Origin of the sequence: Rothia sp. ND6WE1A (assembly GCF_001683935.1) — a bacterium.
Classification (GTDB): Bacteria; Actinomycetota; Actinomycetes; order Actinomycetales; family Micrococcaceae; genus Rothia; species Rothia amarae.
In genome coordinates this window covers 37204-52065 of the sequence record NZ_LXTU01000012.1, presented here as the reverse complement: position 1 = coordinate 52065, position 14862 = coordinate 37204, and the positions used below count along the sequence as shown (strand labels likewise).

Annotated in this window: 13 protein-coding genes; 7 read left to right on the top strand and 6 right to left on the bottom strand. The window is 54.2% G+C overall.

Annotated elements, in window-relative coordinates; translation table 11 throughout:
* The first annotated feature begins 244 nt into the window (after positions 1-244).
* The 6 genes from A7E48_RS01510 (at position 245) to A7E48_RS01485 (ending at position 7743) form a co-directional block, all read left to right on the top strand.
* Positions 245-1963: an ABC transporter family substrate-binding protein gene (locus tag A7E48_RS01510; protein WP_083147109.1), complete on the top strand. Its 1719-nt coding sequence runs from the start codon at positions 245-247 to the stop codon at positions 1961-1963.
* A gap of 260 nt (positions 1964-2223) precedes the next feature.
* Positions 2224-3945, top strand: coding sequence for an ABC transporter family substrate-binding protein (locus A7E48_RS01505; protein WP_068168560.1), 1722 nt, complete (start codon positions 2224-2226; stop codon positions 3943-3945).
* 342 nt (positions 3946-4287) lie between these two features.
* Positions 4288-5682, top strand: coding sequence for an anion permease (locus A7E48_RS01500; RefSeq protein WP_083147115.1), 1395 nt, complete (start codon positions 4288-4290; stop codon positions 5680-5682).
* A 50-nt stretch (positions 5683-5732) separates the two neighbouring features.
* Positions 5733-6278, top strand: a complete 546-nt coding sequence (locus A7E48_RS01495; RefSeq protein WP_068168556.1) for a CE1759 family FMN reductase — start codon at positions 5733-5735, stop codon at positions 6276-6278.
* A gap of 70 nt (positions 6279-6348) precedes the next feature.
* On the top strand, positions 6349-6852 hold the full coding sequence (locus A7E48_RS01490; protein WP_068168553.1) for an asparaginase domain-containing protein: 504 nt from the start codon (positions 6349-6351) through the stop codon (positions 6850-6852).
* A gap of 87 nt (positions 6853-6939) precedes the next feature.
* Complete coding sequence (locus A7E48_RS01485; protein ID WP_068168550.1) at positions 6940-7743, top strand: hypothetical protein; 804 nt, start codon at positions 6940-6942, stop codon at positions 7741-7743.
* 128 nt (positions 7744-7871) lie between these two features.
* Here the strand turns inward: A7E48_RS01485 and purL are convergent, their stop codons facing one another.
* The 4 genes from purL to A7E48_RS01465 form a co-directional block, all read right to left on the bottom strand.
* Entirely contained in the window at positions 7872-10190 is a 2319-nt protein-coding gene (purL, locus tag A7E48_RS01480) for a phosphoribosylformylglycinamidine synthase subunit PurL (RefSeq protein ID WP_068168547.1), read from the bottom strand.
* Positions 10191-10227: 37 nt separating this feature from the next.
* Positions 10228-11025, bottom strand: a complete 798-nt coding sequence (gene purQ, locus A7E48_RS01475; RefSeq protein ID WP_068168545.1) for a phosphoribosylformylglycinamidine synthase subunit PurQ — start codon at positions 11023-11025, stop codon at positions 10228-10230.
* Between the two features lie 3 nt (positions 11026-11028).
* Positions 11029-11280 carry a phosphoribosylformylglycinamidine synthase subunit PurS gene (gene purS, locus A7E48_RS01470; protein WP_068168541.1) on the bottom strand — a complete coding sequence of 84 codons (252 nt, stop codon included), beginning with the start codon at positions 11278-11280 and terminating at the stop codon, positions 11029-11031.
* A gap of 117 nt (positions 11281-11397) precedes the next feature.
* Positions 11398-11634 carry a helix-turn-helix domain-containing protein gene (locus A7E48_RS01465; protein ID WP_068168539.1) on the bottom strand — a complete coding sequence of 79 codons (237 nt, stop codon included), beginning with the start codon at positions 11632-11634 and terminating at the stop codon, positions 11398-11400.
* Positions 11635-11711: 77 nt separating this feature from the next.
* Between A7E48_RS01465 and A7E48_RS01460 the strand changes: the two genes are divergently transcribed.
* Entirely contained in the window at positions 11712-12338 is a 627-nt protein-coding gene (locus tag A7E48_RS01460) for a DUF4126 domain-containing protein (protein ID WP_068168536.1), read from the top strand.
* Here the strand turns inward: A7E48_RS01460 and A7E48_RS01455 are convergent.
* Positions 12335-13315 (bottom strand): 3-methyladenine DNA glycosylase, encoded by a 981-nt coding sequence (locus A7E48_RS01455; protein ID WP_068168533.1) that lies wholly within the window; start codon positions 13313-13315, stop codon positions 12335-12337. The two genes, A7E48_RS01460 and A7E48_RS01455, sit on opposite strands and share 4 nt — an antisense overlap.
* Before the next feature lie 98 nt (positions 13316-13413).
* Positions 13414-14709: an aspartate kinase gene (locus A7E48_RS01450; protein WP_068168530.1), complete on the bottom strand. Its 1296-nt coding sequence runs from the start codon at positions 14707-14709 to the stop codon at positions 13414-13416.
* Positions 14710-14862: the final 153 nt, after the last annotated feature.

Genomic DNA, 14862 nt, shown 5'->3' with positions numbered 1-14862 from the left:
GTGTTTGCGGTGGTTCGGGGGTTGGTGTTTTATGCGGCTGGGAGGACTTTTGAATAAGCCTCATTACGTAGGTTAATTTTTCATGAAGTAAATGAGACAAGGATTTGCCTTATTGACTGAATTTTAGTTTGATAAGACTAAAGATTAAGAGGTCTATATCACATTGTTCAACAATGCTTCACCTCCTATCTCGCACATCTACACCGTATGCGCTTGGCGCCGTTCATAAGGGGACAGGAAACCCGTGAAAAATTTCATCTTCAACCGCCGCACACTTCTTGCTGGAACCGCCGTTGGTTCCGTTGGTCTTCTCGCTGCTTGTGGTAGGGGTAATGGGGGCAACACCACCAGTGCAGAATCAGCCTCTGCGCTAGGCGTGGGCGAAGATATTGCCAAGCTCATCTCCATCAATCCCAAAAAGCGCGATGAGCTGAAAGAAGGCGGCGAGCTGAAACTTGCTCTCACTCAGCTTGGACCGGACTTTAACACTGCCTCGCAGAACGGTAATACTCGCCATAACAACTTTATGGTTTCTGCACTTTCACCCATTACTATTATGGGTCTATGGCAAAACGATTTTGAAGGTAAGGGTTCTCCTAACCCCGATTTCTGTGAGTCATTCCAGGAAGAACTCTCTGGCGGCACTCAGATTCTCAACATCAAGCTCAACCCCAAAGCCAAGTTCAATGATGGTACCGCTATCGATATCAAAGCACTTCAGGCAACCGTTGAGATCTTGCGCGATGGTCTAGATAAAGGTCTTAATATTGTCGATGCTGGCCCCCACGCCTACATCGACTCAGTGGAAGAAAATGGCGACGCATTTACCGCTAAAGTCACCATGAAACAGCCTTACTATCCCATTGAAGATATTTTTAGCTCTGGCGTCTTTCACCCCGAGATGACCGATAAGAAAATCTTCAATGACGGCTTCGTAGACAAGATTCACAACGAATGGCAGGCTGGTCCCTTCAAGCTCGATAGCTGGAACTCCGCAGAAAAGGTTGCCACGCTCGTCCGCAATGACAAGTGGTGGGGTGAGAAGCCACTTCTTGAACGTATTACTTTCCGTCAGATGGAAGCATCTGCTCAACGTGCTGCATTTAAGAATGGTGAAATTGATGCGGTTGAAGCGAATACCCTAACGGCTTACAAGGATGCCGAGGGTAAGGACGGTGCTGAGGTGCGCCGCGGTCAACGCCTCTTCGCCGGTGGTCTGAACATGAGCTCCTTCCGTCTGCCTGTCGAAATCCGTAAGGCAATCTTCGCCGCAGTTGATCGCGATGCTATGGCAAAAATTCGCTTCAACGGCTTGAACTGGACCGAAACCATGCCCGGTTCAATGATGCTTATGCCCTTCTCTGCCGACTACAAAGATAACTTCGGTGAGGCAACCAAGGATTGGGATGCCGGCAAGATTCTGGAAGAAGCTGGTTACAAGAAGGACGGTGACTTCTATAAGAAGAACGGTGTGAACGCTAAGTTTGCTGTAACTATCTTCGGTGATGATCCTTCGGAAAATGCTTTGGCACAAACTATCGTTCAGCAGATGAAGACTGCCGGTATTGAATGCACCATTGACAACCAGCCAGATGCGAATTTTGGCAAAGTTATGGGAAATAAAGAATTTGATCTGACTTTCTCGGGTTACTCTGTAGGTGCCGATGCAACCGTTGCTGCTCGCCAGTACTACCTCTCCGCTAATAATGATGGCAAGGGCTCTAAGGAAATCGACAAGCTCATTGAAGAAATGGGTCAGATTCAGGACGATAAAGAGCGTAATAAGAAATGCAACGAGATTGAAAAGAAGCACATGGAAGAATTTGCCATTATGGGCACTCTTTTCAATGGTCCTGAGATTTACTTTGCAGATAAGAAGCTTGCAAACTACGGTGCTGCGCTGTTCGGTTCGCCTCGCTTGAACCCTCGTCAGTGGTCGAACATCGGTTGGATCAAAGAATAGTCTTTGATGTGAACTGTTGAGGCTCTAACAATCGAGTCTAGATAAGTGAAGGGCTCCCGTCTCTATGAGGCGGGAGCCCTTTATTTTGTGCATTTCGACAAAAGGATGGGCGGGTTTTCTCAAATATTCTCCTAATGTTGCACGGAGCACAATTTTAGTGTTAGATAAAGTTCAATATTATTGAGACTTGCACCACAAAGGTAAGTATCAGTTGAACAATATCCCACGCACATTGCTCTAGCCATTCGAAAGACACCTTTATGAAAAATTTCATCTTCAACCGTCGTACCCTTCTTGCCGGGACCGCTATCGGCTCCGTCGGTCTACTTGCTGCTTGCGGTGGCGGCAACAGCGGCAACACTTCTAGCGCCGCATCGGCATCAGCCCTGGGAGTGGGCGAAGACATCGCTAAGCTCATCTCGGTCAATCCCAAGGAACGAGCAGACCTTAAAGAAGGCGGCGAATTCCGCTTTGCTCTCAAATCGCTGGGACCCGACTTCAACGTCGCTAACCAAAACGGCAACACCCACGACAACGCTCTAGCTCTCTCTGCCGTCTCACCCATCAACGTATCCGGTCTATGGCAGACCGATTTCGAAGGTAAAGCCTCACCCAACCCCAACTTCTGCGAATCCTTCCAGGAAGAAGTCAGCGGCGGCGTCCAAACTCTACGCATCAAACTGAACTCCAAAGCGAAGTTCAACGACGGCACCCCCATCGATATTAAAGCTCTCCAAGCAACTGCCGAGATCTTGGGTAAGGGTCTCGATAACGGATTCAACCTGGTCGATTCTGGCCCCCACTCGCTCATCGAATCCATCGAAGAAGACGGCGACGCTTTTGCCGTCAAGGTGACCATGAAAGAGCCTTACTATCCGATTTCCGACGTCTTCGGTTACGGCTTTGGCGTCTTCCACCCCGAGGTCAACAACAAAGAGACCTTCAATAACGGATTCGTCGATAAGCTGCACCCCGAATGGCAGGCTGGCCCCTTCAAAGTAGATAGCTGGAACTCCTCCGAAAAAGTTCTCGCCATGGTTCCCAACGACAAGTGGTGGGGCGAAAAGCCCCTCCTAGAGCACGTCACCTACCGTCAGATGGAGACCGCCGCTCAGCGCGCGTCCTTCAAGAATGGTGAGTTGGACGCCGTTGAGGCTCGCACCCTCACCGCCTACAAGGATATTGAAGGAACCCAGGGCGCAGAAATCCGCCGTGGGCAGCGCCTGTTTGCCGGTGGTCTGAACATGAGCTCCTTCCGCCTACCCGTTGAAATGCGTAAGGCAATTTTTGCAGCGGTAGACCGCGACGCCATGGCAAAGGTAAAGTTCAACGGCCTCAACTGGACCGAGCAAATGCCCGGTTCCATGATGCTCATGCCGTTCTCCGAGTACTACCAAGACAACTTTGCTGAAGCAACCAAGGACTGGGAAGCCGGCAAGATTCTTGAAGAAGCTGGCTACAAGAAGGATGGCGATTTCTATAAGAAGGACGGCAAGAACGCCAAGTTCACCGTCACCACCTTCGGTGATGATCCCGTGGATTCAGCCCTTGCCCAGACCTTAGTGCAGCAGATGAAGACTGCCGGTATCGAATGCGTCATCGACAACCAACCCGATGCAAACTTTGGCACCGTCGTCGGCAACAAGGACTTCGACCTCACCTTCTCCGGTTACACCGTTGGTCCCGACGCTACAACTGTGGCTAAGCAGTACTACCACTCAGCAAATAACAAGGGTCAGGGTTCCAAAGAGATCGACAAGCTCATCGAAGAAGCCGGAAAGATTCAGGACGACAAAGAGCGCAACAAGAAGTGCAACGAGATTGAAAAGAAGCACATGGAAGAATTTGCCATGATGGGTACTCTTTTCAACGGTCCCGAAATTTTCATGGCTAAGAACGAGCTGGCAAACTTCGGCGCAGCCCTCTTTGGCGACGTCAACCAGGCACCCAACACCTGGCTCAAGCGCGGTTGGACTAAGTAACAACTCCTCTCTCTATCGTTGAGGTGCACAAAAGGGTCAACTTTTCCCGGGAAAGTTGACCCTTTTGCGCACCTCAATGTAGGGCAGGGTAAAAAGTGAAACTGACCTAAACGTCATGTTGTTTCATAAACCATTGGCTTTCTGCGCCACCACGCGCCCGAGAGGAAAAGAACGGCTAATGCGCTGGGGGAGTACCTCGTCACGGTGGAATAATAGGAGGTGAAAAGAAGGACGCAGCTCTGCTCGTCCGCCCTCACTCTGTAGCGAGAGAAGCCAGCAATGAGCCCCCGCCTGATGATCCCCGCAAAGGATCTCACGCCCCGCCACCACCCACGATCTGCAATGGCAGGTAAAATTGCCGCCATCGTCATCGTGACTCTAGCCCTCTACTTCATTCCGCCACCGGAAGGTGTGGATCCACGCGGTATGCACATGGCGGCTATCTTTGTGGGGACCATCCTCGGTCTGATTCTGCAGCCACTCCCCACAGCATCGGTAGCAATCATTGGGCTGGCAGTGGCAATGATTACCGGCACTATGACTGCCAAGGAAGAAGCGCTCCAGGGGTTTGGTAACTCCACGATTTGGCTGATTGTTGCCGCGTTCTTTATTGCAGACGGTTTTCTTCTCACCGGACTAGGTAAGCGCATTGCTCTGATGTTCGTGCGCATCCTGGGTAAATCTTCGCTTGGGCTTTCCTACGGCATGGCGATAACCGACCTCATTCTGGCACCGGCAACGCCGTCCAACACCGCCCGCGCAGGTGGCGTGGTTTACCCCATCATAAAATCTCTGGCAACGGTGAATGGGTCAGAACCCACCAGCGACGAATCACGCAAACGGCTCGGATCGTACCTTTCCTTGACGTCGGTGCAGGTCAATACCATCACCTCAGCCATGTTCGTGACCGCAATGGCGGGCAACCCGCTTGCCGTCAAATTCGCTGCTGAAAATGGCGCGCATATCACCTGGGGCGGCTGGGCACTTGCCGCGCTCGTACCCGGTCTTGCCGCACTGGTTGTGATGCCCTGGGCAATGAGCAAAATCTACCCACCCACCCTCAAAAAAACGCCCGACGCTCCTGCCCAAGCCAGCGCTCAGCTTAAAGAAATGGGCCCCATGAGCCGTGGCGAATGGGTCATGTTAGCAACCTTCATTCTGTTGCTGGCGCTCTGGGTGCTTGGATCAACTATTGGGGTGGACGCAACCTCGGCGGCGTTCTTGGGCATCGCCGTCTTGTTGGTGTTCAAGGTGCTCACCTGGAAAGATATGGCAGCCAACGCTGGCGCGTGGTCAACCCTGATTTTCTTCTCGGTGCTGGTGGGCATGGCAACGCATCTCAACGATCTGGGCGTTATTAGCTGGATTGGCGACAGCGCAGCGAAAGCAGTAGGCGGGTTCTCCTGGCCTATCGCCCTGCTGATTCTGGTGCTGGTCTACTTCTACGTTCACTACTTCTTCGCATCCAACACCGCGCAAATTGTGGCAATGTACTCGGTGTTCTTGGGCACTGCTGTTGCCGCAGGCGCCCCCGCTATGCTCGCCGCGCTCATCCTCGGTTTTGCCGGCAACCTCATTGGCGGTTTGACCCACTACGCATCGGGCCCCGCAGGGGTTATCTACGGTTCGGGATACGTGACCACCGGCGAATGGTTCCGCGTGGGCTTCATCGCCTCGGTAGTGAATCTACTGGTGTGGGCAGTAGTCGGACTTCCCTGGATGATGCTCATTCTCTAGTCCTCTCACTCGTTGAGGTGCAAGAAAGCCCCACCGGTTAGAGTTGAACCATGGCGAAAAAACTAGTGGTAATCACCGGCGGCGGATCCCGCCACTCGACCTCGGCAATGATGGGGGAGCGCCTGCGCGACTGCACCCTCACCGCCGCCCAACAATCCGGAATCGAAATCACCCACCAAACCTTTCACCTGGGGAACTTCACCTACGACATCGCAGACTATCTTTCCGATGGCTTTCCAGGCGACGAACTCGCAGCTCTGCTGGAGGCAGTACGCTCGGCAGATGCGCTGATTGCCATCACACCGGTCTTTAAAGCCAGCTATTCGGGGCTCTTCAAACTCTTTTGGGATATCACCGAAGACGGCGACATTGAAGGCACCCCGGTACTTCTCGCCGCAGTAGGAGGAACAGGGCGTCATTCGTTGGTACTGGACCACGCTCTACTACCGCTGTTCGGATACCTCGACGCCGACGTCGTACCCTCCCGCCTCTTCGCCACCGCCGAAGAACTCAACGGCTCAGAAAAACAAGCCCAAAAAATTAGTACCCGCATCGAAAAAGCGGGAAGTCTTCTGGCGCAAAAACTTACCGACTAGGGGGAGCGACCATGCAGCTGTACGATAAATCTACAACTTTTCCTGCCAGCCCTCTGTATAAAGGACGACCATGACAATTCGCAACGCCACCCACATCACCGTGCTCGCTACCGGTGGAACCATCGACAAAGAGTACAACCTCGACTCCGAAATGGTGATTGGTGAGCCCTGGATTCGGGAGATTCTCTCGCGAGTTATCACCGACGTTGAATTCGACGTACAGTCCATCCTTAAACTCGACTCCTTAGACATGACCGACGCCGACCGCGCTGTCCTCACCGAAGCCCTAAACAAAGTCGACGGCGACCGGGTGCTCATTACCCACGGCACAGACACCATGCCAGAGACTGCCCGCTATCTGCTAGAAAATGCGGACCTGAGCGAAAAGGTTGTAGTTCTCTGCGGGTCCATCCAGCCAGCTATCATGCGAACCTCGGACGCCGACTTCAACGTCGGTGCCGCCGTCGCCGCCCTCAACCTTTTGGAACCGGGCGTTTACATCTCGATGAGCGGTCGCATCTTTGCTGCAGAAACCGTGCGTAAAGATCGGTCACGTGGAATTTTCGAGGGCTAAGTCGAAGGGAACTTCGATAGGATTAAACTTGTCCCCATAAAATCGCGAGGGCCAAAGAACCACGCATCGAACGTCCTAAGGAGTGACATGAGCGACCAGAACGATTACGGGCAAATCCCCAGCTCTGATAACAATAACTACGGCAACCTAAACGGTACCAACGCAGGCTCCCATGCCTCAGCACCGCACAACTCAGGTGCGCAGAACCCCGGATTTCAGAACCCCGGCGCGCAGTCCTCATACGCCGGCAACTACGGGCAGCAGGGAAATTACCAGCAGGGCAATTACGGGCAGCCTAACGGAACCCAGAACTCTAACGGCTCCCCGGTGCCTAACCAGCCGCCGTCCTACGCAGGAGCAATGGGTTACAGCAACGGTGCAGAGCCCGAGAAACCTGCCACTCCTAAGACCTTGAAGATTGCTAGCTACTTTATCTACGGCACGATTCTGCTGGGGATTATTGCTACCATTTTGCAACTCTCGAACCCGGATGCTCTCATGCAGCAGGCTGGGATTACCGAAGAAGATCTCAGCGGTTCGGGCCTGAGCAGCGAAGATATGGAGAGCTTCACTCGCATGATCATGTGGGCAGGTGCGATTTGGGCTGTCATTCAATACGCACTAACCATCATGTTCACCGTCTTCATGTTGCGCGGCGCTAACTGGGCGCGCATTGTGCTCACCATTCTGATGGTGTTTGGAGCCTTCGGTATATTAAGTCTTCCCCTGGCAGCATTGTTGGACGTTCCGATGGGTATTGCCGCCCTTTCGACCATCAGCGGACTGCTGTGCGTCGGTGCGATTGTCTACATGTTCCTGCGCCCCTCCAACGAGTTCTTCCGTAAGATGCGTGAGCGCAAGCAGTGGCTTGCTTTCAACCAGTACCGCTAAACGACGGCGGCGGTTCTGCGGGCACGCTGTGCCTGAAAGCTAAAACCTAAAACACAGCCAAAGTGGCGTTCTGAGGTGTAAAAATACACCTCAGAACGCCACTTTCGCTAGCAGTTAGTTCTGAGCAACTAACCCTGCGCTACCTCACCGAAACGATCCGGCATAGTGGCAGACCAAGCGGCGCGTAGCTCGTCGAGCTTCACGGTGGTCTCGCCCTGAATAGCCAACTCGCCGGACTCCGCGTCCACAACACCGATGCGGGCGAAGGGGAAGTTACGGGCGGTGCACATATCCTTGAAACGAACCTCTTCGGAGCGAGGAACAGAAACGACCACACGACCCATCGACTCTGAGAAGAGCAGGGTGAAGGTGTCGACGCCGTCGCGCTCCGCAACCTCGCCCAAGCCAATGCGTGCGCCCACGTTGAAGCGCAAGCAAGCCTCAGAAAGAGCAGCGATGAGGCCACCGGAGGAAACGTCGTGAGCTGAATCGATCATGCCGTCGCGAGACAGATTGACCAAAATGTCGCCCAGTTCCTTCTCAACTGCCAGATCAACCTTAGGAGGTAAACCGCCCAGGTGACCCTTGAACCGTGCCCATTCGGAGCCGTCCAATTCGTCGGCGGTGGTGCCGAGCAGGTAGATTGCCTGGCCGTCGTGGGTCTTCTGCCAACCTGAGGGGGTGCGGCGGGTGACGTCGTCCATCACGCCCATCATTGCCACAACCGGGGTGGGGTTGATTGCCTTGCCACCGGTCTGGTTGTAGAGCGAAACGTTACCACCGGTGACGGGAACGCCCAGTTCCATACAACCGTCTGCGATACCGCGAACAGCCTCAACGAACTGCCACATGACATCGGGATCTTCGGGGGAACCGAAGTTCAGGCAGTCAGAAACAGCTACGGGGCGTGCGCCCACGGTAGAAACGTTGCGGTATGCCTCAGCCAAGGACGCGCGGGCGCCCTCGTAGGGATCCAGGTAGGTGTATCGAGGAGACGCATCAGTAGCCAATGCCACACCGGCACCGGTTTCTTCATCCACGCGAATCACACCGGAATCATCGGGCTGCGAGAGGGCGGTGTTGCCCTGAACGTAGCGGTCGTACTGGTTGGTGACCCAGGACTTATCGCAGAGGTTCGGGGACGCCATGAAGTCGCAAATCGCCTTGGCAAGCTCAGCGCCCTCGGGTCGCGCGTCGTCGGCGTCAGAACCAGTGAAGTGGTTAGCCTGGACGTCGTCCTGCCACTCGGGGCGGGCGTAGGGGCGCTCGTAGGTGGGGCCGTCGTGAGCTACAGTCTTGGGGTCAACATCAACGATGACCTCGCCGTCCCACTCAATAATGAGGCGGCCGGTGTCGGTTACTTCACCCAGAACGGAGTATTCGACATCCCACTTCTTCATGATTTCTTCGAAGGTAGCGAGTTTCTCAGGGGTAACAACCGCCATCATGCGCTCCTGGGATTCTGACATCAGAATCTCGCCGGGAGTCAGGGTGGGGTCGCGTAGCAGTACCTTGGTGAGGTCAACATGCATGCCGCCTTCACCGTTGGATGCCAACTCGGAGGTCGCGCAGGAAATACCCGCTGCACCCAAATCCTGGATGCCCTCAACCACTGAACCCTTGAAGAGTTCGAGGCAGCACTCAATGAGTACCTTCTCGGCGAAGGGGTCGCCCACCTGAACAGCAGGGCGTTTGGAGGGCTTGGTGTCATCGAATGACTCAGACGCCAGAACCGAGGCGCCGCCAATGCCGTCGCCGCCAGTGCGAGCACCGAACAAAATCACCTTGTTGCCCACACCTGAAGCATTCGCCAAGCGAATGTCTTCGTGGCGCATAATGCCAACAGCCAGTGCGTTGACTAGCGGATTTGCCTGGTAACACTCGTCGAATTCAACTTCACCACCAATGTTGGGCAGACCCAGCGAGTTGCCGTAGCCGCCCACGCCGGAGACAACCCCGGGAACCACACGCGCGGTATCAGGGTGATCGATAGCGCCAAAACGCAGTGGATCCATCACAGCTACCGGGCGTGCACCCATCGAAATAATGTCACGAACAATACCGCCCACGCCTGTTGCTGCACCCTGATAAGGCTCAACGTAGGAGGGGTGGTTGTGCGATTCAATCTTGAAGGTAACAGCCCAGCCATTACCAATGTTGGTTACACCGGCGTTCTCGCCCATGCCCACCATCAGGTCTTTCTTCATCTCGTCAGTGACTTTCTGGCCAAACTGCTTGAGATGAATTTTCGAAGACTTGTAGGAGCAGTGCTCAGACCACATCACCGAGTACATAGCCAGCTCGGCTGCGGTGGGGCGGCGTCCTAGCAGTTCTACGACGTCGTTGAACTCATTTTCTTTGAGGCCGAGTTCAGCCCAGGGAAGTTCGGTGTCTGGTGTAGCCGCTGCGTGCTCAACGGTATCCAGGTTGAACTGCTTTTCACTCATGTGTTTAGTCAATCCTTTTAATCGCCAAAAGCGGCTGTTACTTTACGTTGATGATGTTGTGAAGAGCCGAGGTGAAAATACCTAGACCGTCTGCGCCACCGCGCAAATCAACATCGCCAAAGCCAGAGGACGAGGGGCCAAAGCCAGCTTCGATAGCGTGCTCGGGGTGGGGCATGAGACCGACGACGTTACCGCGCGCATTGGTGATGCCCGCGATGTCATTGCGTGAACCGTTGGGGTTGAAACCCACATAGCGGAAGACGACGCGGTTTTCAGCTTCAAGAGCGTCCAGAACTTTTTGCTCGGCAACGTACTGGCCGTCCTGGTTCTTGAGCGGTACCACGATTTCCTGGCCCTTTTCGAACTCGGAAGTCCAGGGAGTCTCATTGTTGTCAATGCGCAGAATCTGATCGCGGCAAATGAACTTGCGGTGATCGTTCTTAATCATGGAACCGGGCAACAAGTGGGATTCGGTCAGAATCTGGAACCCGTTGCAGATGCCCAGCACGGGCAAGGCGTTGTCAGACTGAGCGGCATCGATAACCTTGCTCATCACAGCAGCTTTAGCGGCGATAGCACCAGCGCGCAGGTAATCGCCGTAGGAGAAACCACCGGGGATAATGACTGCATCAACGTTCTTCAAGTCGGCGTCGTCGTGCCAAAGCTCGACGGCGGTGCCACCGGCCGCGCGGACCGCACGAGAAGCGTCGCGATCATCCAGGGTGCCGGGGAATGTAATAACGCCCACACGAACGTCTTTGAGGGAATCGTTGGAGGGGGTCTGAGAGAAGTCACCCACCAAGGGAACTTCAGTAGCGGAGAGTGATTCTGCCATGGATTAGTCCTCCAACGCTGAAACGTTGACGACGTCTTCAATCACAGGGTTAGAGAGCAACTCTTCAGCCGCTGTGCGAGCCTGCGCCAGCAACTCTTCGGTTACTTCGCCCTCTACGGTGAGCTCAAAGCGCTTACCCTGGCGAACATCGGTGAACTCATTCAAACCGATTCTGGGAAGCTCATTTGCGATTGCCTTGCCCTGAGGGTCAAGAATTTCGGGCTTGAGCATTACATCAACTACGATACGGGCCATTTGGCAGGCACTCCTTGGTGTGCAGAAACTACATGTGAGCCGTTACTTATCCTAGCTCACGTTGATAGTGCACACCTAGACCGGTCTCACCGAGGCAGACACACCCCGACATGTTGCTTAACCCTGCCCGTCAGCACCGGGGCGCTCGCTGAACTTATTGAGCAAATCAAAGGACTGCAATTTGCGGCCCATCAGGTCTTTCTTCAAAGCCTCAACTGATTCGCGGGTAAACCAGAAAGGGTTGCCTTCGGCGCGCTCTAATCCGCCGTCCTCAGCCCAAGACTGCACCGTGTAGTCAGAAACTCCCAGGTACTCGGCAACTTCTGCGAGAGGCATGGAATCTTGCTCAGACATCTTTACTCCTGGTTGATTTTAGGGCGTGTTGATACCCACTCTATCGAGTTTGCCACGCACCCACCTATGATGAAGGCATGGATTTTCTCACGGGAACTGGGTTGGCGGCCTCCGCCGGTTTGAATGCGTATGTGCCCTTGCTGGCAGTTGGTTTGCTCGATCGGTTTACCTCGGTGGTTGACCTGGGGCCGGGGTACGCGTGGCTTTCTAACGGCTGGGTCTTGGCTATTCTCGGCGTCTTGCTTTTGCTTGAAATAGTCGCAGATAAAATTCCAGCCATTGATTCATTCAACGACATGATTCAGAGCATCGTGCGCCCCACCTCGGGCGGAATCGTTTTTGGCTCCACCGCTGTTTCTCAGATTGCCGGCGTGAACGTTGGGGGAGTCGATACATTCACGGACCCTGCCGCCTATGCCCACTCCGGCGCATGGATTTCAATCGTTCTAGGTATTGTGATTGCGCTAGTGATTCACCTGCTCAAAATGGGAGCGAGACCTATTCTGAACACCGCTTCAGCAGGTCTCGCGGCCCCTGTAGTTTCAACCGCAGAAGACGGCGCGTCCATCCTGCTAGTTGTTGCCGCTATCTTCTTACCGGTGCTAGTGGCGGGATTCCTTATGCTAGTCGTCTTGGCTATCTTCTGGGTTCTCAAAAAACGCAGGGAACGCAAGGACCGAAAGACGCGCGTACACGTCTACTAGGCGCGAACCTGCTCGGCCCCCGACGCCGTCCGGGCATCGTCGAGCACCTTCACTAAGCGACGACGCAACTGAACCGACCGCTCGGAAAAACCACGCTGAATTTTCACATACTCTGCTTTGCCTGCAGGGGTTTCCACCTCAATCGGTTCATAACCCCAATCGCGCAACTCGTAAGGAGCTGCCTTCATATCGAGTTCGCGAATCTCCCAGGCAAGTTCAAAACAGTCCATGAGCAACTCAGAATCAACCAGCGGCAGAAGCTTATACGCCCATTTATAAACGTCCATATTCGCGTGCAAACAAGCGGGCTGCTCCATAAAACGCTGCTGCTCGCGGGTGGGCTGAAGCTCGTTCTTATCGATTGCCTGGGGCATAAAAAAGCGGAAAGCATCAAAGTGCGAACAACGAATTCGGTTATTTTCTACCACCTGATTCGTACCCTCAGAACCCAAGCGCAACTGCAGGTACTCGTGGCGGATATTGTTCTCCTCAGACTTATACGCCATCGCCCATTCATGCATACCAAAACACCCAAAGAACCCCGGCTTCGCGGCAGTATTGCCGAGGATTTCACGAGTGAACTCCACGGCAGAGCCACGTTTTTCCAAGAAAGCTTCGACATCTACCAACATCGCTTCCCCGCTCTTCTCTAACGACGACGCGCGGGCGGCGTCCACCCCTGCTGCTTCAAGTTCAACGGCAGTGGCGGGGCGGTAAAACTTCTGCGCAGCATACTCGGGGGCGTCTAAAAGAATCACTCCCGTCCCCGGATGCCACTTCTTAAACTGACCCGGCTTCAGCGTGTAATAAGTGAACAGGAAGTCCTCAACAGGATGCTTTTGACCGCGATTGCGCCTATCCAGAAAAGGATCTGCAAACCGACCGGCACGCCGCTCGTGGGTACGCGCCGTCGGCTCCCACTGCTCGCGCTCCAGCGGGCGCAGGGGAGCTGCCAAAGAGTCCTGAGAAATATGCATGCCAACCATCCTACGGACACCCCGAACGCAAAAGTGCGCGATTCCCCGTGAGAAATCGCGCACTTTCTATAATCGCTCTAGGAGGGAACGAAAACTTTTTATCGACCGGTACCGCCGTAAACGGTTGCCTCACCTTCGGTATCCAAATCGAAAGCGGTGTGAACGGCGCGCACGGCGTCGTCCAGCTTCTCCAACTCGGTGATAACCGAAATACGAATCTCCGAGGTAGAAATCATCTGAATGTTGATTCCCGCGCTAGAGAGAGCCTCAAAGAATTTGAACGAAACACCGGGATTAGCCTTCATGCCGGCGCCAACGAGGGAAAGCTTACCCACCTCATCGGTGTACTGAATCTCAGCGAAACCAATATCGTCCTTAGCCAATGACAACGTAGCAACCGCCTTATCACCCTGATCCTGCGGAAGAGTGAACGTAATATCGGTGACATCCGGGCGGTCAGTAGAAACGTTCTGAACAATCATGTCCAGGTTAATATCCGCCTCATTGAGCAGACCAAACACCTTAGCGGCAGAACCCGGAACGTCCTGAACACCAATCAAAGTAACCTTCGCCTGGCTACGGTCATGAGCCACACCAGAAATAAGGGGCTGTTCCAAAGGGATCTCCTTCAAGTTATTGGGCACAAAATCATCGGGGGTATCAGGAATAACGATAGTGCCTTCAAGCTGCGAGAACGAAGAACGCACGTGAAGTTTCAAATTGAAACGGCGCGCATACTCCACGCTACGCAGATGCAAAATCTTCGAACCGTTGGCAGCCATTTCCAGCATCTCTTCACTGGTAATCACATCAAGTTTCTTGGCTGAAGCGACCACGCGCGGGTCGGCGCTGAAGACGCCGTCGACGTCCGAATAAATCTCGCAGACGTCCGCACCCAAGGCGGCAGCAAGCGCGACGGCGGTGGTATCAGAACCGCCGCGACCCAAGGTAGTGATGTCCCCGGTCTGCCGGTTCATGCCTTGGAAGCCCGCGATGACGGCGATATCACCTTCATCAATCGCTCTCTGAATGCGATCGGGATTCACTTCAACCAAACGCGCTGAACCGTGGATGCCGTCGGTAATCATGCCTGCTTGGGAGCCAGTGAAAGACTTTGCTTGCACCCCTAAATCGTTGACTGCCATAGCAAGAGCCGCCATCGAGATGCGCTCACCAGCGGTCAACAACATGTCCAATTCGCGGGAGGCACCCGGGTTGGAACTGACTTCAGCAGCGAGATCGAGCAGGTCATCGGTGGTATCGCCCATTGCAGAGACCACTACAACAACCTGGTTGCCCGCCCTATATGTGTCCGCTACGCGACGAGCCACCCGCTTGATGCCGTCTGCATCAGAAACGGAAGACCCGCCGAACTTTTGGACAATCAGGCTCATCGAAAACTCCAGTAAAAATCGAGGTGTGCCGGTATTGCCGGCTGGATTCATAGTACGTGAACCGGGTAACCGGGGGCGATTCATGTGTCACTTAGTGGAAATGCTACGCGTATTACGGATTGTTGAGAGGGTGATGTAACGGGTGCGTTCCTG

Coding starts and splice junctions, on each gene's coding strand:
- A7E48_RS01505 (WP_068168560.1), top strand. CDS start 2,224: ATGAAAAATTTCATCTTCAACCGTCGTACCCTTCTTGCCGGGACCGCT.
- A7E48_RS01500 (WP_083147115.1), top strand. CDS start 4,288: ATGGCAGGTAAAATTGCCGCCATCGTCATCGTGACTCTAGCCCTCTAC.
- A7E48_RS01495 (WP_068168556.1), top strand. CDS start 5,733: ATGGCGAAAAAACTAGTGGTAATCACCGGCGGCGGATCCCGCCACTCG.
- A7E48_RS01490 (WP_068168553.1), top strand. CDS start 6,349: ATGACAATTCGCAACGCCACCCACATCACCGTGCTCGCTACCGGTGGA.
- A7E48_RS01485 (WP_068168550.1), top strand. CDS start 6,940: ATGAGCGACCAGAACGATTACGGGCAAATCCCCAGCTCTGATAACAAT.
- purL (WP_068168547.1), bottom strand. CDS start 10,190: ATGAGTGAAAAGCAGTTCAACCTGGATACCGTTGAGCACGCAGCGGCT.
- purQ (WP_068168545.1), bottom strand. CDS start 11,025: ATGGCAGAATCACTCTCCGCTACTGAAGTTCCCTTGGTGGGTGACTTC.
- purS (WP_068168541.1), bottom strand. CDS start 11,280: ATGGCCCGTATCGTAGTTGATGTAATGCTCAAGCCCGAAATTCTTGAC.
- A7E48_RS01465 (WP_068168539.1), bottom strand. CDS start 11,634: ATGTCTGAGCAAGATTCCATGCCTCTCGCAGAAGTTGCCGAGTACCTG.
- A7E48_RS01460 (WP_068168536.1), top strand. CDS start 11,712: ATGGATTTTCTCACGGGAACTGGGTTGGCGGCCTCCGCCGGTTTGAAT.
- A7E48_RS01455 (WP_068168533.1), bottom strand. CDS start 13,315: ATGCATATTTCTCAGGACTCTTTGGCAGCTCCCCTGCGCCCGCTGGAG.
- A7E48_RS01450 (WP_068168530.1), bottom strand. CDS start 14,709: ATGAGCCTGATTGTCCAAAAGTTCGGCGGGTCTTCCGTTTCTGATGCA.